Below are 23,872 nucleotides of genomic sequence, written 5' to 3'. Positions count from 1 at the left end.
CGGCGGGCTGATGAGCAGGGCGCCGATCAGTAAGGTGTCGGTCTGGTGGCTCAGGTTTCCCGATGGCCGAGCCCTGGCGAAAGCGTGGAAAGGTACGTCATGCGCGTCTATCTGCCGTGCACTCTCCCTGGCCTGGCCGCGGCGGTCGAGGCGGGAGAGGTGGGCCCGGCCCCGTTGACCGGCTACGCGGTGACCCCCGCGCTGACCGAGTGGTACGCCTCGGGCGACACCGAGGAGCTCGAATACGTCGCGCTCACCGAGGCGGCCCGCGCCTCGCTGCGCCTGCTGGCCGCCGTCGGCGGGAGGGCCGCGCCCAGGCGTGTCGTGGTGGCGGCCGAGGTGCCGGACCGCGAGGTGTCCGCCGGCGTCGGTCTCGAGGAGCGGGGCAGGGTGCGCCTCGCCGGGCCGGTCCCGCTGGCCAAGGTGGCCGCCGTGCACGTCGACGACCACGACGCGGTGGCCGACATCGAGGCCGCCATCGCCGCGCTGCCGGCCTCCGACGCGGGCGACGACGACGCGAAGTTCACCGTGGACGGCGCGGAGGCCCACGAGCTCATGTGGTATGCGACCCAGGAGATCCCCGAACTTCTCGGTGAGTAACGGTGACGTTACGTCCGACACACTTCCTTGACCGGCCCGTGACTTTACCCGCTATTGTCCCGACCCAGCACTGTTCTTTACCCAAAGGAGTCGGTTCTCAGTGAAGCTTCGAGTTGTGGCTGTCGTTACGGGGGCGGTAGCGGCGGCGGCCCTCTTCGCAGGCTCTCCCGCGAACGCCCAGGCAGCCAAGCCGTACGACCACCAGGACCCCTACAAGTCGGGCTGCGGTAACTCGGCCCGCGCGGTGAAGACCGCGAAGATCAAGAGCCGTGCCCATGGCACCATCGGGACCATCAAGCTGATGTGGTCCGGCAGGTGCAAGACCAACTGGACCGAGATCAAGGTCGGCGCCAGCATGAGCGGCACCATCAAGGTCTACGCCAGGGACGGGCGCTACGACACCTTCTCCTACAAGGCCGGCAACGGGGGCCGCCACTGGGGCGACATGATCTGGGCGAACAACATGTGCGCCTGGGGCAGCGCCACCGCGCAGTGGGGCGGCGGCCGGGGTGGCCAGAACGGCTCCGGCACGACCGCGAAGGCCTGCGGCTGACGCATGCGAGCGGAGGCCGCGGCCGGACGGCCCGCGGCCTCCGCGTGTTCCGTGGAATGTCACGCCGGGCCACTATGCTGGTCATGACATGACAAAGCACATTGTTTGGGATTGGAACGGCACTCTCTTCCACGATCTCGACGCCGTGGTCGAAGCCACCAACGAAGTCTTCAAGCCGTACGACCTGCCTGCGATGACCGCCGACGGATTCCGCGCGGTCTACACGCGCCCGGTCTGGCTCGCCTACGAGCGCCTGCTCGGCCGCCCGCTGACCGAGGGCGAGTGGCAGCTGCTCGACGAAGGCTTCCACGAGCACTACTACCGGTTGTGCGACAGCTGCCGGCTGGCCGCCGGCGCCGAGGTCGTGCTCTCCAGCTGGACGGGCACGCAGTCGCTCTGCTCGATGGCGCCGCACGCCCATCTGGTGCCCAAGGTCGACTCGTTCGGCATCACCCGGCACTTCACCAGGATCGACGGGCTGCTCGGGCTGACCGGCGGCGAGAAGGCGGCCCACATGACCGCGCACATCGCGGCGCTCGGCATCGATCCCAGCGACATCCTGGTGATCGGCGACAGCGTGGACGACGGGCTCGCCGCCAAGCACGTGGGAGCCAGGGCGGTGCTCTACACCGGCGGCATGACGACCAGGGCCGATCTCGAAAGCACCGGTCTGCCGGTGGTCGACACCCTGGCCGACGCCCTCGACCACGCCTAGACAGCGCTCGCGCCATGCTCGGGGCATAACGAAAATCGCGCGGGCGCGGGCCTTGAGCCCGGTCGCGGCCGTACCCTTGGCAGGGATCACCCCCTCAGGAGGCCGCCATCAACCGCCTTGTGCTCTGGAACGTCGACCTGACCCTGGTCGACGTCGCCATCGTGACCAGGGACGCCTACGCCGAGGCGTTCCGCCTCGTGACCGGGCGACCGCTGGTCAAGCTCGTTCCCCCGCTGGGCCGCCCCGACTCCGAGATCGTCTTCGAGACGCTGGCCGTCAACGGCGTCCAGGCCGAGGACGCCCACCTGCCCAAGTTCCTGGCGGCCCTGGCCATGGCCTTCGCCGACCGGCGCGGGCGGCTGGCCGAGCAGGGCCGGATGATGCCCGGGGCGAAAGACGCGCTCAAGTCGGTGTCCAAGCTCGACGGCGTGGTCCAGACGGTGCTGACCGGCACGATCAAGAGCAACGCCGTGCACAAGCTCAAGGCTTTCAAGCTGGACAAGTACATCGACTTCGAGCTCGGCGGCTACGGCGAGGAGGTCTATCCCAAGGCGACGCTGCTGCAGGTCGCGCAGTCGCGGGCCAAGCAGCGCCTCGGGGTGCCGTTCACCGCGGCCAACACCGTGGTGATCGGCGACTCCACGCGTGACGTGCAGGCCGCCAGGATCGGCGGTGCGGCCATGATCGGGATCGCCTCCGGGCGGTCGACGGCGGCCGAGCTCAGCGAGGCGGGCGCCGACATCGTGCTGCCCGACCTGTCCAACGCCTCGGAGGTGGTGGCCGCGGTCGCCGGCCTCACGTCCCCTCTCGACCGCAAAGCCGGCTGACCTCCCGCTCGACCGCGATGCCGGCCGGCCTGCACCGCGGGGGTCAGGGCAGGGCGTCGAGGAAGCGGGCCGCGATCGGGGCCGCCACCGCGCTGCCCGCCCCGCCGCCCTCGACGACCACCGCGAACGCCAGGTCCCCCTTGTAGCCGATGAACCAGGAGTGCGCGGGCGGTTCCTTGCCGGAGCCGTACTCCGCGGTGCCGGTCTTGCCCGCCGTGCCGGCCGGGAACCGTACGGCGTGGGCGGTGCCGTCGGTGACGACGGCAGGCATGAGCTTGCGCAGCGCCGCCACCACCCCTCGCTCCAGCGGGCGTGGCCGGGACGGTTGCGCGTCGGGGATGTGCTCGTCCTTGACGAGGCTGGGCGGGATGTACGCGCCGGAGGCGACGGCCGCGGCGACGGACGCCATGTTCAGCGGGCTCGCCAGCACCCTGCCCTGCCCGATGGCGGCGGAGGCGAGGTCGGTGTCGTCCTTCGGGTCGGGGAACTCCGCCCGTACGGCGGGCACGCCGGGCGTGATCGGGACGCCGAAGCCGAAGCTCCCGGCGACCTCGCCGAGCCGGCCGCCGTTCAGTTCGGTCACGGCGAGCTCGCCGAACGTGGTGTTGCACGAATGCGCGAACGCGTCACGGAACGACAGCGTGCCGAAGTCCTCGTAGCCCGCGTTGTGGAACGGGAAGCCGCCGATGTTCCGCTCGGCGGGGCAGGCGACCTGCTCGCTCGGCTCGGTTCCGTCGGCGACCAGGGCGGAGGCCGTCACGACCTTGAAGGTCGAGCCCGGCGGATATTTGCCGAGCAGGGCCCGGTTGAACCCGCCGGGCGCGTTGATCGCCGCGAGGATCTCCCCGGTCGAGGCCCGCAGCGCCACCAGCGAGCGGGGCTTGGACACGCCTTCGAGCGCCCGGGCCCCCGACCGGTGCACCTTCAGGTCGATCGTGGTCCGCAACGGGCGCTTCCCGGCGGGTTTCACGACCGTCTGGAGGACCTTGTCCCCTTCGTACAGGTCGATTCTGGAGCGTTCCGGCACTTTGAAGCGGTCGGGAAGGGTCTGCTTGATCCCTTCGACGAGTTGCTGCACGGAGCCGGGCGCGTCCGGGGTGCTGATGGTGGTGCCGTCCGCGGCCACGACCGCGGGCGCGTCGCCCCGCTCCGTGACGACCCGCAGCGAGCGGCCCTGCTTCAGCAGGGGGTGCAGGGCGGCGGGGGTCCAGGCCACCTTCCAGTTACGGCCGCTCTCGACGAGCTTGAGCGCCCCGCTGTAGCGCCAGTCGTGCTCCCCGGTCAGCTGGGCGGTGAAGCCGACGACGCCGTCGGAGGCCGAGCGGGCGAAGACGCCTGACGGCTCGGGGCGGTGGAAGCCGGCCCGGGTCGCCTTGAGGTCGGCGAGGAAGCGCCGGTGCCAGCGCTCGAAGTCGGCGGGCGGGTCGACGACCAGCTCCCGCATCGCCGCGTAGTCCTGGGTCGACCAGGCTGCGAGGTATTCGTCGGCCGTCCGCTCCGGCGAGCCCTCCGTGCGCAGCGCCCAGATGACGCCGCCGGCCGCGACGACCGGGACGAGCAGTCCCGCGACGATCCACGGCCATCGCCGGCTCCGGCGCCGCGGCGGTCGTTCGGGCCGGAGGTAGGCATAGTTTGTCCCCGTTTGTGGTGCCATGACGGAGAGGACACCAGAGCGGGAGCGCGGATGTCCAATACTGATATGGCCGCTCGAAGGATACATATCTGGATATAGTTGCTGTTCATGGACCTTGTCCGGCACCTCCGCTACTTCACCGTGGTCGCGGAGGAACTCCACTTCGGCAACGCCGCGATCCGGCTCGGCATGGCGCAGCCGCCGCTCAGCCAGCGCATCAAGCGCCTGGAGGAGGAGCTCGGCGTGCGGCTGTTCGACCGCTCGGCCCGCCAGGTCAGGCTCACCGAGGCGGGCCGGCTGCTGCTGGGCGAGGCCCGCGAGATCGTGGCCAGGGTGGACCGGCTGCACGAACTGGCCAGGCAGGGCCAGGGCACGGTGCTGAAGGTCGGCGTCCCGCCCGACCTGGCCGCCGCCGCGATCGCGGCGCTCGTCGCCGGTTTCCGCGAGATCAAGCCGGAAGTACGCCTCGCGCCCGCCGAGATCTGGACCGCCGACCAGGTGACGGCGCTGGCGGAGGGCACGATCGACGTCGGCCTGGTCCGCCATCCGGTCTCCGCGCCCGGCCTGGAGTACGGCCGGATCCTCGTGCAGGCGCAGGGCGTGCTGCTGGCCGAGGGCGACCCGCTGACCGCCGTCGGCGAGGTGCACCTGGCCGACCTGGCAGGGCGCGAGCTGGTGATGCCGCCCAAGGTGGGCGAGCCAGGGCTGCACGCCGAGATGTTGTCGGAATGCCGGCGCCACGGCTTCGTCCCCGCGCAGGTGCACCAGGGCGCCGGGCTCGGGCTGGTCCTGGCCGGGGCGGCGGTGGCGTTCGGGCCGAAGGCAGAGCTCCCGGGGCTGGCCTGGCGGCCGCTGCTAGGCTCGCCGATCATGTCCCGGGTCTCCACGGCCTGGCGCATGGCGACGGCGTCCGGCAACGACCTGATCGGCGAGTTCTCCGCCGTGGCCGTACGGACATTGAAGGAGAGAGCGGGGATGACGGACGAGGGCGCCGTACCCGCACGGCGGATCAGCCGCAGGCCGGGGATGCTGGCATGAGGCGCGGACGCGACCCGCTGACGCGGCCGGTGAAGGAGGGCACGTGAGCACGCCCGACTTCGACGCCCTGTTCAGGGCGGCCGGCGTGAACGGCTGGCTGCACGCCGTCGACGTCGACTCGGGCCGGGAGATCGGTCACGGGGCCGACGTGCCGCTGCCCACGGCGTCGATGTTCAAGGTGCCGCTGCTGGTGGAGTTCTGCCGGCAGGCCGACGCCGGGCTGCTCGACCCCGCGGGCCGGATGACCGTGCCGGTGGCCGGCCGGTCGTCGGGGCCGACGGGCATCTCGGCGATGCTGGACGAGGTGACGCTCTCGCTGCGCGACCTGGCGTACCTGATGATCGCGGTGAGCGACAACGGCTCCGCCGACGTGCTGCTGGCCAGGGTCGGGCGCGAGGCGGTCAACACGATGCTGGCGGCGCTGGGGCTGCACGGCACGCGCGTCCTGCAGAGTTGCCAGGAGTTCAACGACAGCATGCGCGAGGACGCCGGCCACCCGTGGCCGTTCGTCGATCCCGACGACATCGCGCGCCTGAGCGCGCTCGACCCCGAGCGGACCAACCGGAGCACCCCGCGCGAGATGGCGGAGTTGTTCGGGCTGATCTGGCGGGACGAGGCGGCCTCGGCCGAGTCGTGCGCCTGGATGCGCGCGACGCTCAACAAGCAGGTCTGGCCGCACCGGCTGGCCTCCGGCTTCCCGTACGACGACGTCGCCGTCAGCGGCAAGACCGGCACGGCCCCGACGTTGCGCACCGAGTCGGGCGTCGTCGAATATCCCGACGGCAGGCGCTACGCGGTGGCCGTGTTCACCCGCTCCTTCAGCACCGCGCTCAACCAGCCCCGCGCCGACGCGGTGATCGGCACGGCCGCGCGTATGGCGGTGGACCACCTGAGGAAGTAGCAACTTGTGGGGAAGCCCGGGTATGACTTTCCGTTGATCAAGCGACAGGATGGGACACATGGTTGCTGAGGGCGAGCTCGTCTGGGAGCCGAGTGAAGAGGTCGTCGCATCGGCCAGGCTGACCCGCTACCTGGAGTGGCTGGGGCGGCCCGCCGACTACGAGGACGCGTGGCGGTGGTCCGTCGACAACCCCGAGGAGTTCTGGACGTCGATCTGGGACTACTTCGACGTGATCGGCGAGCGCGGCGACGGGCCGGTGTTGTCCGGCACGATGCCCGGCGTCACGTGGTTCGCCGGCAGCACCCTCAACTACGCCGAGAACGCGCTGCGCCCGCGGGCCGGGGGCGCAGCCCTGGTGTTCGTCTCGGAGGACGGCGCCCGCCAGGAGATGACCCACACCGAGCTGCGCGACGAGGTCGCCCGCGTGCGCACGGGGCTGCGCCGCCTGGGCGTCGGGCGCGGCGACCGGGTGGCCGCCTACGTGCCCAACATCCCGCAGGCCCTCATCGCCTTCCTGGCCACCGCCTCGCTGGGCGCGATCTGGTCGGCGGGCTCGCCCGACTTCGGCGTGCCGAGCGTGGTCGACCGGTTCACGCAGATCGAGCCCAAGGTGCTCATCGCGGTCGACGGCTACCACTACAACGGCAAGAGCTACGACCGCTCGGCCGCCGTCAACGAGATCGCCGCCGCGCTGCCCTCGCTGCGCGCGACCGTGTGGATCCCCTACCTGGCGGCGGCCGAGGAGGGCCGGGCACCGCAACACGCCGAGCCGGCGCCCGCGCACGCCACGGAGCCGCCGCACGGCGAGGTGATCGGCTGGGAGGGGCTGCGCGCCGAGGAGGGTCCGCTGGAGTTCGAGCGGGTGCCCTTCGACCATCCGCTGTGGATCCTCTACTCCAGCGGCACGACCGGGCTGCCCAAGCCGATCGTGCACGGGCACGGCGGCGTGGTGCTGGAGCACCTCAAGTCGCTCACCTTCCACCAGGACATGGGTGAGGGCGAGGTGTTCTTCTGGTACACCACCACGGGCTGGATGATGTGGAACTACCTCGTCGGCGCCCTGCTGGTGGGGGCCACGCCGGTGTTGTACGACGGCTCGGCCACCTATCCGTCGTCGGCGGCGCTGTGGCGGATCGCCGACTCCGAGAACGTGACCTACTTCGGGGTCGGGGCGCCCTACATCATGGCCTCGCAGAAGGCCGGCCTCCATCCGGAAGGGCTGGAGAAACTGCGCGGCGTCGGCTCGACCGGGTCGCCGCTGCCGCCCGAGGGGTTCGCGTGGCTGGCCGCCGAGCTGCCCGGCATCCCGCTCGGGTCGTTCTCCGGCGGCACCGACGTGTGCACGGGCTTCGTCGGGGCCACCGTGCTCCACCCGGTCAGGGCCGGCATCATCCCGTGCCGGTCGCTGGGGGCGAAGGTGGAGTCGTACGACCCCGCGGGCAAGCCGGTCGTCGGCGAGGTGGGCGAGCTGGTGGTGACCCGGCCTATGCCGTCGATGCCGGTGAAGTTCTGGAACGACCCGTCGGGCGAGCGCTATTTCGGCAGCTACTTCGACGTCTACCCCGGCGTGTGGCGGCACGGCGACTGGATCAAGATCAACGAGGACGGCAGCTGCGTGATCTACGGCCGCTCCGACTCGACGCTCAACCGCGGCGGCGTCCGCATGGGCACCAGCGAGTTCTACCGGGTCGTCGAACGGTTCGAGGAGGTCGCCGACAGCCTCGTGATCGACACCGGCCAGCTCGGCCAGGAGGGGCGGCTGCTGCTGTACGTCACGCTCGCCGAAGGGGCCGAGCTGACCGAGCCGCTCCAGCGGGCCCTCTGCGACGCCCTCCGCAAAGAGTTGTCGCCCCGCCACGTGCCCAACGAGATCCACGCCGTGCCGGGCATCCCGCGCACGCTGTCGGGCAAGAAGCTCGAGGTGCCCGTACGCAAGATCCTGCTCGGCGCGCCCGTCGAGCAGGCGGCCAACCCCGACGCCATGGCCAACCCGGAGGTCCTGCGGCACTTCAGACCGGTGTGATGACGATCTTTCCGCGGGTTTGCCCCGATTCCGCCCTGCGGTGGATCTCCGCCAGCGCCGCCAGCGGGTGGCACTCGGACGGGCCGGCGACCAGGTCTCCCCGGTCCACCAGGGCCGCCAGCTGAGCGAGCCGGCCGGGGTCGTTGCGGGTCACGAAGTGTGTGCCCCCCCTCGATCGGGGTGGCGATCGTGACCACCGTGCGCCCGAGCCGGGCCAGCGCGGCGGCGGCCGGCGGAGGGACGGCGGCCAGGTTCAGCAGCACGTCCATGCCGTCGGGCAGCGGCGTGGCGGTGTAGTCGATCACCTCATCGGCGCCGTATCCCTTGACCGCCGCCGCGCTGCGCGGGCTCGCCGTGGCCGTCACGACCGCGCCCGCCAGCCGGGCGAACTGGACGGCGAACATGCCGACGCCGCCGCCCGCGCCGTTGATCAGCACGCGCTGTCCCCTGGTGATGCGGGCGTGTTCGTGGACCGCCTGCCAGGCGGTGAGCCCGGCCACCGGGATGGTGGCCGCGTGGGCGAGCGGGATGCTCTCCGGGGCTCTGGCCAGCAGGTCCGCGGGCGCGGTCACGTACTCGGCCGCGGCGCCGTCCACCTGACCGAACACGCGGTCGCCCGGAGCCAGGCCGGTGACGTCCGCGCCGATCTCGAGCACGGTGCCGGAGACGTCCCAGCCGAGGGTGCGCGGCAGGCTCGTCCCGAAGACCTTGGTCAGCAGGCCGGAGCGCAGGCCGATCTCGGCCGGATTGAACGACGTGGCCGCCACCTCGATCAGCACCTCCCCCGGGCCGGGCCGCGGCACCGGGATCCGGTCGTGCCGGATCACCGACGGGCCGCCGAACTCGTGGATCCGGGCGGCGCGCATGGTGCCGGCCGGGACAGGGGCGGTGCGGAAGGCCGCGGCGTGCTCCGCGACCCACTCGCGGAACGTGCTGGCGGCCCTCCGCGTGACCTCCTCGACCGTCCGCGTGACCGGGGGCAGAGCGGTCACCAGGGTGGCCTGGGCCTGAAGGGCCTCCTCCACGGCGGGCGCGGCCCACCCCTCGGCCAGGAGTTCCGCACGGGCATGGGCCGGCGGGACCTCCTCCCAGCGCGCCGGGAATCCCGTGATCTCGGCGATGACGTCCACCTGGCCGGCCTGGGTGATCGGCTCAGGGCCGGTCAGCACGTAGGCGGAGCCGTGGTGGCCGTCCTCCAGCAGCGCCCGTACGGCGACCGCAGCGATGTCCCGCTCGTGCACCGGAGCCATGGCGGCCCGGCCGTACGGCGCGCGCACGACTCCGGCCCTGAGCTGCCTGGCCCACCGCAGCGCGTTGGCCGCGAAGGCGTGCGGGCGCAGGAACGTCCACTCCAGCCCGGACTCCTCGATCAGCCGCTCGACCTCGCGTTCGTGCTCGCGGACCGCGGCCGAGGAGAGGTAGACCACGCGGCGGGCACGCGCGGCCAGCACGTCGACCACCGCCCGCGCACCCTCGGCCGTCGCGAACGGCCACACCAGGAACACCGACTCCACCCCGTCGAGAGGCAACGATCCGGGGTCTTTGAGGTCACCCCCCGCATAACCCCTCGTCAGGGGTATGACCTCGGCGCCTGCCGCCCGCAACTGCTTCGCCACCTGGCTGCCGACCGTGCCGGTCGCCCCGGTGACCAGAACCGCACCCATAGAACGCTCCTTCCGTCGCCAGCAACCGTAGAAGCGCCCATCGAGACATCCAATGCGTCATCGGCGCGTATTTCATACGTCATCGTCTTAGACTCCGGGCTATGGACGTGCTCAGTGACGTGATCGCGCTCATGCGCACCGGGCGCCCCCGGGCGGCCCGCGTCGCGTGGCACGCACCCTGGGGCCAGCGGTTCCCGACGGTCCCCGGCTCGGCCGGGTTCCAGGTCGTCCTGGAGGGAACCGGCCGGCTGATCCCACCGGACGGCGAGCCGATCGCGCTGTCGGCGGGCGACGTGCTCTTCTTCCCGCGCGGGCACGGCTACGCGATGGCCGACACGGCGTCCACCCCGCCGGCCGAGCCCGCGTGCGACCCGCTGGAGGATGAGCTCGGCCTGTTCGCCGCGGACTCGTTCGGCGGCACGGGCGCGGCGACGGTGCTGCTGTGCGGTGGTTACCGGTTCGACACGAGCCGCGCCCACCCCATCCTGGCCGACCTGCCCGACCTGGTGCACCTGCCGGGGGCGCTCGGCCGGGACGCCGAGTTGGGTGCCGCGATCGGCCTGCTGAGCACGGAGGTCCAGCGGCCGGGTGGTGGCGCCGACACGATCGTGACGTCGCTCCTTGACATGCTCCTGCTCTACATCCTGCGGGCCTGCTTCGCCGGGGAGCCGGGGCGCTGCCAGGTCGGCGGCTGGGTGGCGGCCCTGGCCGATCCGGGGATCAGCGCCGTGCTCGACGCCGTGCACCGGGATCCGGCGCATCCGTGGACCGTCCGGGAGATGGGCGAACGGGCGGGCCTGTCGAGGTCGGCCTTCGCCCGGCGGTTCGCGGCGCTGGTGGGGCAGCCGCCGCTCACCTACCTGACCTGGTGGCGCCTGGCCCTGGCGGCCCGGCTCATGCGGGAGTCGGACGCGGTGCTGGGGGAGATCGCCGCCCGGGTCGGCTACGGTTCGGAGTACGCGTTCGCCAACGCCTTCAAGCGGGAGCACGGCATGTCGCCCGGCCGGTATCGCCGCGAGGCGTGCCGGCTCGCGGCGCCGCCCGGTCGAAGCCGGCGGCGGACCCGTGTTCCACCAGGTCCCGGACGTGATTAAAACGTAGCAATCACAATGCCGCCATAGCTTCGGTCAAGGCATTGACGCTCGCTGGACACAGCGCCTAGATTCCGGACAGCCACCCGTTAAAACGTTTGTTGTTCGGGAGGATGGATGGCCGCTCCCCCCACGCTGGCCCTGGCGAACGTCAGCAAGTCGTTCGGCGCCGTGCGCGCGCTGCGTGACGTCTCCATCGAGTTGTTCGCCGGCGAGACGCACGGGCTGGCGGGGGAGAACGGCGCCGGCAAGTCCACCCTGGTCAAGACGCTCGCCGGGGTGCACCGCCCCGACAGCGGCCAGGTGCTGCTCGGCGGCGAGCCGGTCGACTTCGCCGGACCGGCCGACGCCCAGCAGGCGGGCGTGGCCGTCATCTACCAGGAGCCGACCCTCTTCCCCGACCTGTCCGTGGCCGAGAACATCTTCATGGGCCGCCAGCCCAGGCGCGGCCTCGGCCGGATCGACCGCAGGTCCATGCACGCGCGGACCAGCGAGCTGTTCGGGCGGCTCGGCGTGGCCCTCGACCCCGAGCAGCCCTCGCGCGGGCTGTCCATCGCTGACCAGCAGCTCGTCGAGATCGCCAAGGCGATCTCCAGGGACGCCCGCGTGCTGATCATGGACGAGCCGACGGCCGCGCTCTCCGGCCACGAGGTGACCCGGCTGTTCTCGGTCGCGCAGGCGCTGCGCGAGCAGGGCTGCGCCCTGCTGTTCATCTCCCACCGGCTGGACGAGATCTTCGCCCTGTGCCAGCGGGTCACGACCCTGCGCGACGGCGCCTGGATCGCCAGCGAGCCCGTCGAGGGCCTCACGCACGACGACCTCATCCGCCGCATGGTGGGCCGCGAGGTCGCCACGCTGTTCCCCAAGGAGGAGACGGCCGTCGGCGAGGTCGCGCTGAAGGTCGAGCGGCTGACCCGCGAGGGCGTGTTCACCGACGTGTCCTTCGAGGTGCGCAGGGGCGAGATCGTCGCCCTGGCGGGGCTGGTCGGCGCCGGCCGCAGCGAGGTGGCCAGGGCCGTCTTCGGCATCGACCGCTGGGACGCCGGGTCCGTCACGGTGGACGGCGTCACGCTGCCCGCGGGCAGCCCCACGGCCGCCATGAACGCGGGCCTGGCCCTGGTGCCCGAGGACCGCCGCCAGCAGGGGCTCGTCATGGACCTGTCGATCGAGCGCAACATCGGGCTGACCGGCCTGCGCGAGCTGCGCCGCGGACCGACGATCTCCCGCAGGGCCGAGCGCGACCGGGCCAGGGACTGGGCGCTGCGGCTGCAGCTGAAGTTCGCCCGGCTGGCCGACGGGGTGGGCGTGCTGTCCGGCGGCAACCAGCAGAAGGTGGTGCTGGCCAAGTGGCTGGCCACCGAGCCGTCCGTGCTCATCGTGGACGAGCCGACGCGCGGCATCGACGTCGGCACCAAGGCGGAGGTGCACCGGCTGCTGTCGGAGCTGGCCGGCCAGGGCATCGCCGTCCTCATGATCTCCTCCGAGCTGCCGGAGGTGCTCGGCATGGCCGACCGGGTGCTGGTCATGCACGAGGGCCGGCTGGCCGCCGAGATCCCCAGGGCCGAGGCGACCGAGGAGAGCGTGATGAGCGCCGCGACAGGGAGGGCCGCGTGACCGGACCCACCAGCACGGTGGCCGCGCCGTCCGAGCTGGCCCCCGGAGGGCGCAGCGCCAGGAGCCTGGTCGACCTGGTGTTCAGGGCCCGCGAGCTGAGCCTGCTCATCGCCCTGGCCCTGCTCATCGGCGTGACCGGCGCGGTCAACCCCAACTTCCTGTCCGGGCAGGGCATCGAGGACATCCTGCTCAACACCGCGATCCTCGCCCTGCTGGCCGTCGGGCAGTCGGTCGTGGTCATCACCCGCAACCTCGACCTGTCCGTCGGCTCCGTGGTGGGGCTGGTCGCGTTCGTCACCGCCGACGTGCTCGCGAGCGGCTGGGGCCTGGTGCCCGGCGTCGTGTTCGGGGTCGCCATCGGCGCGGCCTGCGGCCTGCTCAACGGGCTCCTCGTCAGCTTCTGCCGGGTCCCGGCCCTGGTCGTGACGCTCGGCACGCTCTACGTGATCCAGGGGGTCGACCACTACATCGCGCACGGCCGGCAGATCAACGCCGTCGACCTGCCGCCCGCGTTGTTGTCGCTCGGCAACGGGTCGGTGCTGGGTGTGCCGTACCTGCCGCTCATCACGCTCGTGGTCATGGTGCTGATCGGCTACTACCTGCGCTCCTACCCGAGCGGCCGGGAGTTCTACGCCATCGGCTCCAGCCCTGAGGCGGCCAGGCTGGCCGGCGTGCCGGTGCGCCGCCGCGTCCTGACCGCCTACCTCGTCAGCGGCTGCCTGGCCGGGGTGGCGGGCGTGCTCTGGCTGGCCAGGTTCGGGACGGTCATCGGCGACTCGGCCAACGGCTGGGAACTGATCGTGATCAGCGCGGTCGTGGTGGGCGGCGTCGCGATCACCGGCGGGGTCGGCAGCGTCTACGGGGCGGCCCTCGGCGCGCTGCTGCTCACCACGATCGGCAGCGCCCTGGTGGTGCTCCGCGTCAACCCCTTCTGGCAGCAGGCCATCACCGGCGCGCTGCTCCTGCTCGCCATCAGCGTCGACCGGGTGCTGGCCATGAGGGTGGCCCGCCTGCTCAGGAACAGGAGCCGTCATGGCTGACCAAGCGGGCGGCCGTTCCGTCATGGGCAGGGCCCTGCGGTGGGACGTCCTGGTGGCGTCGCTGCTGGTCGCCGTTTTCGTGGCGGGCTCCTTCACCACCCCTGGCTTCGCGACCACCGGCAACCTGTCGTTCGCGCTGAGCGACCTGGGCGAGATCGCGCTCATCGCGCTGGCCATGACCATGCTGGTGGTGGCCGCCGAGGTGGACCTGTCGGTCGCCTCCGTGCTCGGCCTGTCGAGCGCGCTCGTCGGCGCCATGTGGGAAGGCGGCATGGCGATCGAGACGATCATCCCGCTCGTGGTGCTCGTCGGCGCCGTCTGCGGGCTGGTCAACGGGCTGCTCGTGACCCGGCTCGGCCTTCCCTCGCTGGCCGTCACGATCGGCACGCTCGCCCTCTACCGAGGCCTGGCGTACGTGGTGCTCGGCGACAAGGCGATCGCCCAGTTCCCGCCCGGCTACGTCGCGCTGGCCGTGGACGACGTGCCCGGCACGCCGATCCCGTACCCGGTCGCGCTGTTCATCCTGCTCGCCGTCATCGTCGGAGTGGTGCTGCACTCCACCGGCTTCGGCCGTTCGCTCTACGCCATCGGGGCGCAGGAGCAGGTCGCGTTCTTCTCCGGCATCCGCGTCAAGCGCATCAAGCTCCTCCTCTTCGTCGTCTCCGGCACGGTCGCGGCGTTCGCCGGGGTCGTCTTCACCCTCAGGTACGGCTCCGCCCGCGCCGACAACGGCCTGGGCATCGAGCTCGCCGTCATCGCGGCCGTCCTGCTCGGCGGGGTCGACTTCGACGGCGGCAAGGGCACGCTGGGCGGGGTCATCGCCGGCGTGCTGCTCATCGGGTTGCTCCGCAACCTGCTGATGCTCGGCGACGTGTCGACGGAGATCCAGTCGATCGTCACCGGGCTCCTCCTCATCGTGTCGGTGCTCACCCCGCGCCTCGTCTCCCTCATCAGGCCGGCCCTGAAAGGAACACCATGACCCCGATGCGCCTCACCGCCGTCGCCACGCTGCTCGTCCTTGGCGTGGCGGCCTGCGGCGGCACCACGAGATCGTCCGTCACCGCCGCTCCGCAGGAGGCCCCCGCCTCCTCGGCCGCCTTCTCGGCGAACCCCGACGCGCCGCTCAAGGAGGGCATCAAGCTGGCGTTCCTGCCGAAACAGATCAACAACCCGTACGAAGTGATCGTCGACGAGGCCGGGATCGAGGCGGCCAAGGAGTTCAAGGGCGAGGCCAAGGAGGTCGGCCCGTCCGACGCGTCGGCGTCGTCCCAGATCTCCTACATCAACACGCTGACCCAGCAGGGCCACGACGCGATCCTCATCGCCGCCAACGACGCCAACGCCGTCTGCGGCCCGCTCCAGCAGGCCCGCGCCAAGGGCATCAAGATCGTGTCGTACGACTCGGACGCGGCGCCGCAGTGCCGCGACCTGTTCATCAACCAGGCCAGCTCAGAAGAGGTCGGCCGCAGCCAGGTGCAGCTGCTCGCGGAGATGATCGACCACAAGGGCGAGATCGCCATCCTGTCGGCCACGGCCAACGCGACGAACCAGAACACCTGGATCGAGTTCATGAAGGAGGAGCTGGCCAAGCCGGAGTACAAGGACATGAAGCTGGTCAAGGTCGCCTACGGGGACGACGACGACCAGAAGTCCTTCACCGAGACGCAGGGCCTGCTGCAGGCCTATCCCGACCTGAAGGGCATCATCTCGCCCACCACGGTCGGCGTCTCGGCCGCGGCCCGCTACATCTCGGGTTCGAAGTACAAGGGCAAGGTCGTGCTGACCGGCCTGGGCACGCCCAACCAGATGCGGCAGTTCGTCAAGGACAAGACCGTGGAGAAGTTCGCCCTGTGGAACCCGAAGGACCTGGGCTATCTCGCGTCGTACGCGGCGGCGGCGCTGGTGTCGGGGCAGATCACCGGGGCCGAGGGGGAGACGTTCAAGGCGGGCAAGCTGGGGGAGCGCACGATCGGCGAGAACGGTGAGGTCATCCTCGGGCCGCCGTTCACCTTCGACGCCTCCAACATCGACCAGTTCGACTTCTGACGCGCGGTGGCGCGCGGCCCCGGAACCCGGGCCGCACGCCGTCAGCCTGGAAGACACGGTTTGGCGGTCCCGTCACGGGGCCGCCGTTCTTCGTCGGTGACACCGGTGGGCGGGACCTCCCTGGCCGGACGCGCGCCCCCTTCCCGGGTATGCATCCGGATGCTAATCAGCGGAACACTCTGAGAACCGCCGTTCACCATGCTGTTCCTGCTCGCCCGTGCCGTTACCGGCCGGGCGATCGTCTTGGGTGCGCCTTGACAATGCATGCGCATGCAATGCACTCTTGAGCTCATTCTCGCGTCCTCTACGTGGGGCGTCAGTGACGAAGCGAACCCAAGGAGGAACGGACGTGTCGGCTGTTCTGAAAAGCGCGGTGCCCACCACAACGGACCTGGCGGAGGTCAGCGAGCAGGTACGCGAGACGGTGGCCACGGTCATCGCCGACATCCGGAAGGACGGCGACGACGCCGTACGCCGTTACTCGGAGAAGTTCGACCAGTGGTCTCCCGCGTCCTTCCGGCTGTCGGCCGAGCAGATCGAGGAGATCGTCGCCGGCGTCAACCCTCAGGTGATCGAGGACATCGCGTTCGTGCAGGCGCAGGTGCGCGGCTTCGCTCAGAGACAGCGGGAGTCGATCACGGATTTCGAGGTCGAGACGCTGCCCGGAGTGCACCTCGGGCAGAAGAACATCCCGATCAGCGCATCCGGCGCGTACGTGCCCGGCGGGCGGTATCCGCTCGTCGCCTCCGCCCACATGACGATCGTCACGGCCAAGGTGGCGGGCGTGCCCCGGGTCGTCGCGTGCACCCCGCCGATCCGGGGCGAGATCCCGGCGGCGACCGTCGCGGCCATGTCGCTGGCCGGCGCCGACGAGATCTACCTCCTCGGAGGCGTCCAGGCCGTCGCGGCCCTGGCCATGGGGACTGAGACGATCGGCCGGGTCGACCTGATCGCCGGCCCGGGCAACGCGTACGTGGCCGAGGCCAAGCGCCAGCTCTTCGGGGCCGTGGGCATCGACCTGATCGCCGGGCCGACCGAGATCCTCGTCATCGCCGACGAGAGCGCCGACCCGGTGACGGTCGCGGTCGACCTGCTCAGCCAGGCCGAGCACGGCCCCGACTCGCCGGCGGTGCTCGTCACCACGTGCGAGGCCCTGGGCCGCCAGGTCATCGACACGATCGAGCGCATCCTGCCGGAGATGCCGACCAGGGACTTCGCCGGGCCCGCGTGGCGCGACCACGGCCAGGTGATCGTGGCGGCGGACATCGACGAGGCGTGGGCGATCGCCGACTCGTTCGCCTCCGAGCACGTGCAGGTGCTGACGGCTGCTCCCCGTGACGCGCTGACCCGCCTGCACAACTACGGTGCGTTGTTCCTGGGCCAGGGCACGTGCGTCTCCTACGGCGACAAGGTGATCGGCACCAACCACGTGCTGCCGACCCGCGGCGCCGCGAACTACACGGGCGGCCTGTGGGTGGGCAAATATCTCAAGACCGTCACCTACCAGGAGGTCGTCGACCCCGCCACCAGTGCGGAGCTGGGCCGGATCTGTGGCCGGGCGTCGCGGGTGGAGCTTTTCGAGGGGCACGCCAGATCCGGCGACATTCGCGCCGCCGCGCAGGACGGCACGCCGGGCTGGCTCAGCGACCTCGGCCTGCGGGCGGCGGGCGGGTGACGACCCGCGGTGCGGGCCGGTTCAGCCGGCCCGCACCGGGGCGTCGGTCGAGCGGATGACCAGCCGCGGTGGCACCACCACCCGCCGGAGGCCCTCGTCGGCGCCTTCCACGCGGGAGACGAGGAGCTCGGCGGCCGTGCGCGCCATCGTGTCGATGTCCTGGTGGACGGTGGTGAGGTCGATGATCTCCCACGACGACATGTCCATGTCGTCGTAACCGATGACGGTGAGGTCGCGCGGCACGTCGACGCCGCGCGCCTTCGCGGCGTTCAGCGCGCCGATGGCGAGGACGTCGTTGGCGCAGAACACGGCGGTCGGCGCGGGCGATGAGTCAAGGATCTCCACCAGGGCCGAGTGGCCGGCCGCATGGGTGTACGGCACCTCGCGGCAGGCGGCCGGATGGAGCGCGACGCCCGCCTCCGCGAGGGCGTCGCGGAACCCTCGCGCGCGGTCGCGTCCGGTGCTCGTGTCGGCCGGGCCGAAGATGGCGCCGATGCGGCGATGGCCCAGCTCGACCAGGCGTTCGGCGACCAGGCGCGAGCCGCGGATGTTGTCGGAGACGCAGGCGTCCACGTCGGGATGCGCGGTTTCGCGGTTGAGCAGCACGGTCGGGATCCCGCGCTCGCGCAGCTCTCGCGGGAGGGAGGAGTGCAAGGTGAGCGAGGTCAGCGCGACCCCGTCGATGCCGCCCGACGAAAGCCGGGCGAGCAGGGTGGCGTCGTCGGCCTCGCGGAAGAGCGTGACCTGGAACCCGGCCTCCGCCAGCCGTTGCTCGAAGGCCGTCAGAACGCCGAGATAGAAGAAGTTGCGCAGGTCGGCCACCACCAGGCCGATGCGGTGGGTGCGCTGGGTCGCAAGGCTGCGCCCCGCGTCTCTCGGCACGTAACCGAGGCGCTCGGCGGCGGCCAGGACCCGTGACCGGGTCTCCTCGGAGACGCTGCCGCCGCGCAGCGCCCGCGACACGGTCGGCTGCGCCACGCCGGCCAGGGCGGCGACGTCGTAGCTGGTGACAGGTCTCGCTCGTTGCGGGGCAGGGCCGCCGGCCTTGCCTTTCGCGGCCCGCCGGCCACCGGGTGCCGGCGACTGCGCCATGACGCCCCCTTCTCGGTGCCCCCGCCGCACACCCTGCGATAGGTCATCAGCGCGCTCATGATAGCCCAGGGCGTCATTGAATGCGCATGCAGATCGAGGCCCCGCGGGCGGCTGCGAACCCGTGCGGGCCCGCGCCCGGCAGCGCCGGATCTGGCCCGCGGCCGGCCCTTGGGCGCCGGGCATCGGCGCACCAGGCGCGAACTGTATGCATTTTCATCTTCAGCCGGTCAACAGCCAGCCGTGCCGAACGCGGAGTGCCCAGATTTCGGGGTGGATGACGATGGATTATGCCGTGCTGTCCTGGGTGTCGGGGGCGTAAACGGGCAAATTCCCCGTCACATCGTTGACACGTCTTCTTCAAACTGCATACAGTTGGCCCCACTTCGCGGCGAACGCCACGGTCTTTCTCATACATCCGCCGTACGGCGTTGCCGACAGGCCGCCACAGTGACACGGCGCTGAGCCCCTCATCCGGCCACCTCATCGACCCGGCTCTCCGGCCGCGGCTGTATGACGTTCATCGAAGGAGACAGACATGCCCGAAACTCCCAGCCGTTCGCGTCGTACGACGGCCATGGGGCTCGCCGCGGCCGTCGCCCTGTTCGTGCCCGCCTGTAGCAGCGGGCCTGGGGGATCGGGCACCGCCGCCGGCGGCTCCTGCGCCACGCCGTCGGATCCGAAGAACGTGAAGATCTATCTCGGCGTCGGGGCGTTCTCGAGCACCTACTCGCAGGAGTTCATCCAGGGCGCGAAGGCCGTGGCCAAGTCGGCGGGCGTCCCCGAGAGCAACGTCAAGGCCTACGAGAGCAACTTCGACGGCCAGAAGCACCTCAACACGTTCACCGGCCTCCTGGCGGCCGGCGGGAAAGACACCGCCATCGTGCTGGACCCGGCCTCCACAGCGTTCACCAAGCCCCTCGTGCAGATGGCGGCGAACTCCGGAGCGCGCATCCTCACGCTGTGGAACCGGCCCGCGGAGATCCACCCCTGGGACTTCGGCGGCGGCTGCTGGGTGGCCCACCAGGCGTACGACGGCGTCGAGTCCGGGGAGAAGAGCGCGGAGGCGCTGTTCGAGAGCTTCGGGGGCAAGGGCAACATCGTCGCCCTCAACGGCGTGCCCGACAATCCCTCGGCCAAGGGACGCATCGCCGGCCTGAAGAAGGCCCTCGCCAAACACCCGGACGTCAAGCTGCTGGACTCGCAGGTGGGCAACTGGGACCAGACGAAGGGCCAGACCATCACCGAAACCTGGATCGGCAAGTACGGCGAGCAGATCGACGGCGTGTGGGCCGCCAACGACGGCATGGCCCTGGGCGCCGTCGAGGCGCTCCGAGCCCACAACCTGAACTCCCGGGTCAAGGTCACCGGATCGGACGGGTCGGCCGACGCGCTCGCCTCGATCGTCCGCGGCGACATGCTCACCTCGATGCGCGTCGACGGATACCTCCAGGGCGCCGTGACGTTCGGGCTCGCCTACGCCGCGATGGTCGGCGACGTCGACCCGCAGAAGTTGTCGCACGCCCAGCGCGACTTCTACCTCAAGCAGGAACTGGCCACGCCGGAGAACGCCTCGAAGCTGCTCAAGAGCAAGGCCGGCGACGCCAGGTACACCTACGACGCGCTGAAGAAGAACTTCTGGGCGGACTCGCCCGGGCAGATCGTCGAGATGTCCGACTCATGACCACGTGCCCGCGGGACACCAAGGACCAATCGTGACCTTGAACAACACCATCACCCCCGACGGCGAGCATGTTCCGGCCGTGCGCGTGCCCCCCGCACAACGGATGTCGCGCCTCCTGCCAGGCCGGATCGACCAGTGGGCTCCCATCGTCATGCTGGTCGTGCTGACGGCCGCGTTCTCCATGCTGAACGAGCAGTTCATGACGGCGGACAACTGGCGCACCATCGCCAACCAGGCCGCGATCCCGATGGTGCTGGCCGTCGGGCTCACGTTCGTCATCCTCACCGGATCCATCGACCTGAGCGCCGAAGGGGTGATGGCGTCGACGAGCATCAGCGTGTCGCTCATGCTCGCCAACAGCCTGAACTCCAATGACCTCGGCCTCGTCGCCGTCGCCGGCGGCATCGCGATCGGCGCGGCGTTCGGGCTGGTCAACGGGTTGCTGTACGCCAGGCTCCGGCTTCCCTCCCTCATCGTCACCCTGGGCACCTGGTTCATCGGGCTGGGAATCGCGAGCTACCTGTTCCCCGACCAGCAGCCGGTGGTCCGGGACCGGTCCTTCCGCTCCTGGGCGTTGGGGGAATGGTTCGGAGTGAGCCGCCTGGTCACGATCGCCGTGCTGGTGGCCGTCGCGGGTGCCGTGCTCCTGCGCTACACCCGGATCGGGCGTCACGTCTACGGCATCGGCGGCGCCGAGGACCTGATGCGGCTGGCAGGGATCCGCGTGGACACCTACAAGACGCTCGCCTTCGTGATCGCCGGCGCCCTGGCCGGGCTGGCAGGCCTGATGGCGACCGCGCAACTCGGCGTGGGGAACGCCAACGCGGGCGCGGACCGGCTCTTCCCCGCGCTGAGCGCCGTCGTCCTGGGCGGGACCCACCTCGCCGGCGGGCGGGGCGGGGTGTTCCAGTCCGTCCTCGGCGTCCTGGTCCTGGTCGTCCTGGGCAACGGGATGATCCTCAGCGGTGTGGGCCCGTACGTCCAGCAGGCCGTCGTCGGCGCGGTGATCATCGTGGCGGTGGTCGCGACGGGCTGGGGCGCCCGCGACCGGCTCAGGGTGGTGAAGTGACATGTCCCCTCTGCTGTCGATCGAAGGCCTGAGCAAGCGGTACGGCCGCACCGTCGCTCTGGACGAGGTGGATCTGGAGATCCGCCCCAACGAAGTCGTCGGGCTCATCGGGCAGAACGGCGCGGGCAAGTCGACGCTGCTGAAACTGCTGGCCGGTGTGCAGCAGCCGGACTCCGGCCGGCTGGTCATGCGCGGCTCCCCCATCAAGGTACGCAACCCCGCGCACGCCGCCGAGCAGGGGATCGGCATGGTCTTCCAGGAACAGTCGCTGGTGCCGAACCTGACCGTGGCGGAGAACGTCTTCCTGGGCCGGCCGAATCCGGGCACGGCGGGCGGCGTCTACAAGTGGCGACGGCTCAACGCGCTCGCGCGTGAGCAACTGGCCAAGACGGGCAGCGAGATCTCCCCGTCGGCTCTGGTACAGCGCCTGTCCTTCGCCGACCGCCAGATGGTGGAGCTGACAAAGGTGCTCGCGCTGGAGGAGCGCACCGACGGCGACCTGCTGATCCTGTTCGACGAGCCGACGAGCGTGTTGTCGGCAGCGGAGATCGAGACGTTGTTCGCCCAGATCCGCCGGCTCAAACGCCGCGCGAGCATCGTGTTCGTCTCCCACCGCATGGACGAGGTCCTCGCCATCTCCGACCGCATCTACGTGATGCGCGACGGGCGCCGCGTCGCCGAGCGAGACGCCGCCACCTGCGACGAGAACGAGCTCTACTCCCTGATGGTGGGCGAGAACAGGGCCGAGGACTACTTCCTGGACGGCGACCGGGCGCCCTACGACCGCGGCGCCATGGCACTGGAGGTCGACGGGCTCACCGCCGAGGGCTCGTTCAGCGACGTGACGTTCTCGGTGCGTCCCGGCCAGATCGTCGGGGTGGCCGGTGTCATCGGCTCGGGCCGCGAGGCGTTGTGCCGGGCCCTGTTCGGGGCGCTTCCGACGACCGCCGGACGCGTACGCCTCCAAGGCGAGGAGGTCACGATGGCCTCGCCCCGCGACGGCGTGCGGCTGGGCGTGGGTTACCTGCCCGCCGAGCGCAAGCACGAGGGCATGGTCGCGGAGCGCAGCATCTCCGAGAACCTGGTGCTCGCTTCGACACCTGCGCTGACCCGCGCGGGCCTGCTAAGCCGGGCGCGTGAGTCGGGCCTGGTCGAGGGCTGGATCGAGCGGCTCGGGGTCAAGGCCCCGAACGCCCGGGTGAAGATCTCGCAGCTTTCCGGCGGGAACCAGCAGAAGGTCGTGCTGGCCAAGTGGCTGGCCCTGCCGCAGTTGCGCGTGCTCGTGCTGGACCACCCGACGCGCGGGCTGGACCTGAAGGCGAAGACCGACGTCTACAAGCACGTACGCGCGGCCGCCGCCAGGGGAGTCGCGATCGTCCTGCTGTCCGACACCCTCGAGGAACTGCTCGGACTGTCCGACGAGATCGTCGTCATGCGGGACGGGCGGGTGACGGGCCGCTTCCCAGATGTGCCCGATGCGCCCCCTTCGTCCGAAGAGCTCGTCAAGTTGATGGTCTAGGGCCACGAGGTCGTACTGATGGAACACAGGAGCGTCATGTCACCGGTGAACATCCCGCGACGGACAGGAGCGTCCCAGCGGCTCGACATCGGCGGTTACCTGCCCGCCGTGCTGCTCGTCGCCCTGGTCGGGCTCATCGTGGTGCGCGACCCCGCATTCCTCGGACTCGCGTCCCTGCGGTCGGTGGCCGTCCAGGCCGCGCCGATCCTCCTGCTGGCGGTCGGGCTGACGCCGGTGATCCTGCTGGGCGGAATCGACCTGTCGGTGGCGGCACTGACGTCCCTCTGCTCGGTGCTTCTGGTGAGCTGGGCGAACCAGGCGGGCATCACGGGCGTCGCCGGCGTCGTCGTCCTCGCGACGGCGGCGGGCGCCGTGGTGGGGGTGATCCACTCGGTGGCGCAGGTCCCGTCGTTCATCGTGACGCTGGGCGCGCTCGGCCTGTATTCGGGCCTGTCGCTGGAGGCGTCGGACGCGACGAACACGCCGCTCGCCGAGGGCTCGGCCGCGATCTCCTGGGTGAACGACTATTTCGCGGGCATCCCGGCCGGGTTCGTGTTCGGGCTGGTCGTGCTGGCCATCGTGGGGCTGATGGTGCGATACCTGCCCTGGGGCCGCTACCTGTACGCCATGGGGTCGGCGGAGTCGGCCGCCCTGATGTCCGGCGTGCCGAAGACCCGCGTCCGCGCGGCGGCCTTCGCCCTGACGGGCATGACCTCGGCGATGGCGGCCATCGTCCTCGTGGGCAGGACGTCGTTCGGCTCGCCGACCCTCGCCTCCGGCCTGCTGCTGCCGGCCATCGCCGCCGTCGTGGTCGGCGGCACCGCGATCAGCGGTGGGGTGGGCGGCGTGGGCAGGACGCTGGTCGGCGTGCTCACCGTGACGGTCGTGCAGATCGGCATGGTCGTGGTCGGGATCGACCCGGTGCTGCAGAACGTCATCTTCGGCGCGGTGATCATCGTCGCCGTCGCGTTGACCATCGACCGGGCGAAGTTGTCGGTGATCAAGTAACCCGGCGCCGGGACGGCCCGTACCCGAACGCACAGCCGGCCGCTCAGCGCCGAGGCACACGCGTCGCGAGCGGATATTCGAGA

The 23,872-nt window shown here is 70.9% G+C and carries 19 protein-coding genes and 1 pseudogene; 17 read left to right on the top strand and 3 right to left on the bottom strand.

What is annotated here, in order from left to right; translation table 11 throughout:
- Positions 1–99 precede the first annotated feature (99 nt).
- The 4 genes from ABGA98_RS02030 (at position 100) to ABGA98_RS02015 (ending at position 2,695) form a co-directional block, all read left to right on the top strand.
- Positions 100–600 (top strand): hypothetical protein, encoded by a 501-nt coding sequence (locus tag ABGA98_RS02030; protein WP_347616437.1) that lies wholly within the window; start codon positions 100–102, stop codon positions 598–600.
- Between the two features lie 115 nt (positions 601–715).
- The gene (locus ABGA98_RS02025; protein WP_347616436.1) at positions 716–1,153 is read left to right on the top strand and encodes a DUF2690 domain-containing protein; all 438 of its coding nucleotides are present in this window, start codon (positions 716–718) and stop codon (positions 1,151–1,153) included.
- A gap of 88 nt (positions 1,154–1,241) precedes the next feature.
- Entirely contained in the window at positions 1,242–1,868 is a 627-nt protein-coding gene (locus tag ABGA98_RS02020; protein WP_347616435.1) for an HAD hydrolase-like protein, read from the top strand.
- Positions 1,869–1,987: 119 nt separating this feature from the next.
- Positions 1,988–2,695: a haloacid dehalogenase-like hydrolase gene (locus tag ABGA98_RS02015; RefSeq protein ID WP_347616434.1), complete on the top strand. Its 708-nt coding sequence runs from the start codon at positions 1,988–1,990 to the stop codon at positions 2,693–2,695.
- 43 nt (positions 2,696–2,738) lie between these two features.
- Here the strand turns inward: ABGA98_RS02015 and ABGA98_RS02010 are convergent, their stop codons facing one another.
- On the bottom strand, positions 2,739–4,349 hold the full coding sequence (locus ABGA98_RS02010) for a penicillin-binding transpeptidase domain-containing protein (RefSeq protein ID WP_347616433.1): 1,611 nt from the start codon (positions 4,347–4,349) through the stop codon (positions 2,739–2,741).
- A gap of 87 nt (positions 4,350–4,436) precedes the next feature.
- On the opposite strand from ABGA98_RS02010, the gene ABGA98_RS02005 reads away from it, so the two are divergent.
- Genes ABGA98_RS02005 through ABGA98_RS01995 form a run of 3 tightly spaced genes read left to right on the top strand, consistent with a single transcriptional unit; the run spans position 4,437 to position 8,290 of the window.
- Positions 4,437–5,366, top strand: coding sequence for a LysR family transcriptional regulator (locus tag ABGA98_RS02005; RefSeq protein WP_347616432.1), 930 nt, complete (start codon positions 4,437–4,439; stop codon positions 5,364–5,366).
- A gap of 43 nt (positions 5,367–5,409) precedes the next feature.
- Complete coding sequence (locus tag ABGA98_RS02000) at positions 5,410–6,267, top strand: serine hydrolase (RefSeq protein WP_347616431.1); 858 nt, start codon at positions 5,410–5,412, stop codon at positions 6,265–6,267.
- A 58-nt stretch (positions 6,268–6,325) separates the two neighbouring features.
- Positions 6,326–8,290, top strand: a complete 1,965-nt coding sequence (locus ABGA98_RS01995) for an acetoacetate--CoA ligase (RefSeq protein WP_347616430.1) — start codon at positions 6,326–6,328, stop codon at positions 8,288–8,290.
- A 659-nt stretch (positions 8,291–8,949) separates the two neighbouring features.
- Here the strand turns inward: ABGA98_RS01995 and ABGA98_RS01990 are convergent.
- A pseudogene (locus ABGA98_RS01990) lies at positions 8,950–9,954 on the bottom strand (NAD-dependent epimerase/dehydratase family protein); the annotation flags it as partial.
- 101 nt (positions 9,955–10,055) lie between these two features.
- Here ABGA98_RS01990 and ABGA98_RS01985 point away from each other — a divergent pair.
- The 6 genes from ABGA98_RS01985 (at position 10,056) to hisD (ending at position 17,420) form a co-directional block, all read left to right on the top strand.
- Positions 10,056–11,048, top strand: coding sequence for an AraC family transcriptional regulator (locus tag ABGA98_RS01985; RefSeq protein WP_347616429.1), 993 nt, complete (start codon positions 10,056–10,058; stop codon positions 11,046–11,048).
- A 114-nt stretch (positions 11,049–11,162) separates the two neighbouring features.
- Positions 11,163–12,659: a sugar ABC transporter ATP-binding protein gene (locus ABGA98_RS01980; RefSeq protein ID WP_347616428.1), complete on the top strand. Its 1,497-nt coding sequence runs from the start codon at positions 11,163–11,165 to the stop codon at positions 12,657–12,659.
- Positions 12,656–13,699 (top strand): ABC transporter permease, encoded by a 1,044-nt coding sequence (locus ABGA98_RS01975; RefSeq protein ID WP_347616427.1) that lies wholly within the window; start codon positions 12,656–12,658, stop codon positions 13,697–13,699. The genes ABGA98_RS01980 and ABGA98_RS01975 overlap by 4 nt, the downstream gene beginning before the upstream one ends.
- Positions 13,692–14,678: an ABC transporter permease gene (locus tag ABGA98_RS01970; protein WP_347616426.1), complete on the top strand. Its 987-nt coding sequence runs from the start codon at positions 13,692–13,694 to the stop codon at positions 14,676–14,678. The genes ABGA98_RS01975 and ABGA98_RS01970 overlap by 8 nt, the downstream gene beginning before the upstream one ends.
- Positions 14,675–15,745: a rhamnose ABC transporter substrate-binding protein gene (gene rhaS / locus ABGA98_RS01965; protein ID WP_347616425.1), complete on the top strand. Its 1,071-nt coding sequence runs from the start codon at positions 14,675–14,677 to the stop codon at positions 15,743–15,745. Before ABGA98_RS01970 ends, rhaS begins: the two co-directional genes overlap by 4 nt.
- A 349-nt stretch (positions 15,746–16,094) precedes the next feature.
- The gene (gene hisD / locus ABGA98_RS01960) at positions 16,095–17,420 is read left to right on the top strand and encodes a histidinol dehydrogenase (RefSeq protein WP_347616424.1); all 1,326 of its coding nucleotides are present in this window, start codon (positions 16,095–16,097) and stop codon (positions 17,418–17,420) included.
- Between the two features lie 21 nt (positions 17,421–17,441).
- Here hisD and ABGA98_RS01955 read toward each other — a convergent pair whose 3' ends face one another.
- On the bottom strand, positions 17,442–18,512 hold the full coding sequence (locus ABGA98_RS01955) for a LacI family DNA-binding transcriptional regulator (RefSeq protein ID WP_347616423.1): 1,071 nt from the start codon (positions 18,510–18,512) through the stop codon (positions 17,442–17,444).
- Positions 18,513–19,047: 535 nt separating this feature from the next.
- Here ABGA98_RS01955 and ABGA98_RS01950 point away from each other — a divergent pair.
- From ABGA98_RS01950 to ABGA98_RS01935, 4 genes are read left to right on the top strand one after another with little or no spacing between them, the layout of a single operon-like run.
- Positions 19,048–20,193 (top strand): sugar ABC transporter substrate-binding protein, encoded by a 1,146-nt coding sequence (locus ABGA98_RS01950; protein ID WP_347616422.1) that lies wholly within the window; start codon positions 19,048–19,050, stop codon positions 20,191–20,193.
- A gap of 31 nt (positions 20,194–20,224) precedes the next feature.
- On the top strand, positions 20,225–21,262 hold the full coding sequence (locus ABGA98_RS01945) for an ABC transporter permease (protein WP_347616421.1): 1,038 nt from the start codon (positions 20,225–20,227) through the stop codon (positions 21,260–21,262).
- Position 21,263: 1 nt separating this feature from the next.
- Positions 21,264–22,781, top strand: a complete 1,518-nt coding sequence (locus ABGA98_RS01940) for a sugar ABC transporter ATP-binding protein (RefSeq protein WP_347616420.1) — start codon at positions 21,264–21,266, stop codon at positions 22,779–22,781.
- Positions 22,782–22,799: 18 nt separating this feature from the next.
- Positions 22,800–23,789 carry an ABC transporter permease gene (locus ABGA98_RS01935; RefSeq protein ID WP_347616419.1) on the top strand — a complete coding sequence of 330 codons (990 nt, stop codon included), beginning with the start codon at positions 22,800–22,802 and terminating at the stop codon, positions 23,787–23,789.
- Positions 23,790–23,872: the final 83 nt, after the last annotated feature.

Source organism: Nonomuraea sp. B1E8, assembly GCF_039871515.1.
In the GTDB taxonomy this organism is placed as follows: domain Bacteria; phylum Actinomycetota; class Actinomycetes; order Streptosporangiales; family Streptosporangiaceae; genus Nonomuraea.
The sequence above is the reverse complement of the archived record's forward strand: the minus strand, read 5'-3'. Positions and strand labels throughout refer to the sequence as shown.

What these genes read in the sequence shown, in the direction of transcription:
- ABGA98_RS02030 (WP_347616437.1), top strand. Translation starts at nt 100, where the DNA reads ATGCGCGTCTATCTGCCGTGCACTCTCCCTGGCCTGGCCGCGGCGGTC.
- ABGA98_RS02020 (WP_347616435.1), top strand. Translation starts at nt 1,242, where the DNA reads ATGACAAAGCACATTGTTTGGGATTGGAACGGCACTCTCTTCCACGAT.
- ABGA98_RS02010 (WP_347616433.1), bottom strand. Translation starts at nt 4,349, where the DNA reads ATGGCACCACAAACGGGGACAAACTATGCCTACCTCCGGCCCGAACGA.
- ABGA98_RS02005 (WP_347616432.1), top strand. Translation starts at nt 4,437, where the DNA reads ATGGACCTTGTCCGGCACCTCCGCTACTTCACCGTGGTCGCGGAGGAA.
- ABGA98_RS01995 (WP_347616430.1), top strand. Translation starts at nt 6,326, where the DNA reads ATGGTTGCTGAGGGCGAGCTCGTCTGGGAGCCGAGTGAAGAGGTCGTC.
- ABGA98_RS01985 (WP_347616429.1), top strand. Translation starts at nt 10,056, where the DNA reads ATGGACGTGCTCAGTGACGTGATCGCGCTCATGCGCACCGGGCGCCCC.
- ABGA98_RS01980 (WP_347616428.1), top strand. Translation starts at nt 11,163, where the DNA reads ATGGCCGCTCCCCCCACGCTGGCCCTGGCGAACGTCAGCAAGTCGTTC.
- ABGA98_RS01970 (WP_347616426.1), top strand. Translation starts at nt 13,692, where the DNA reads ATGGCTGACCAAGCGGGCGGCCGTTCCGTCATGGGCAGGGCCCTGCGG.
- rhaS (WP_347616425.1), top strand. Translation starts at nt 14,675, where the DNA reads ATGACCCCGATGCGCCTCACCGCCGTCGCCACGCTGCTCGTCCTTGGC.
- ABGA98_RS01955 (WP_347616423.1), bottom strand. Translation starts at nt 18,512, where the DNA reads ATGGCGCAGTCGCCGGCACCCGGTGGCCGGCGGGCCGCGAAAGGCAAG.
- ABGA98_RS01950 (WP_347616422.1), top strand. Translation starts at nt 19,048, where the DNA reads ATGCCCGAAACTCCCAGCCGTTCGCGTCGTACGACGGCCATGGGGCTC.
- ABGA98_RS01940 (WP_347616420.1), top strand. Translation starts at nt 21,264, where the DNA reads ATGTCCCCTCTGCTGTCGATCGAAGGCCTGAGCAAGCGGTACGGCCGC.
- ABGA98_RS01935 (WP_347616419.1), top strand. Translation starts at nt 22,800, where the DNA reads ATGGAACACAGGAGCGTCATGTCACCGGTGAACATCCCGCGACGGACA.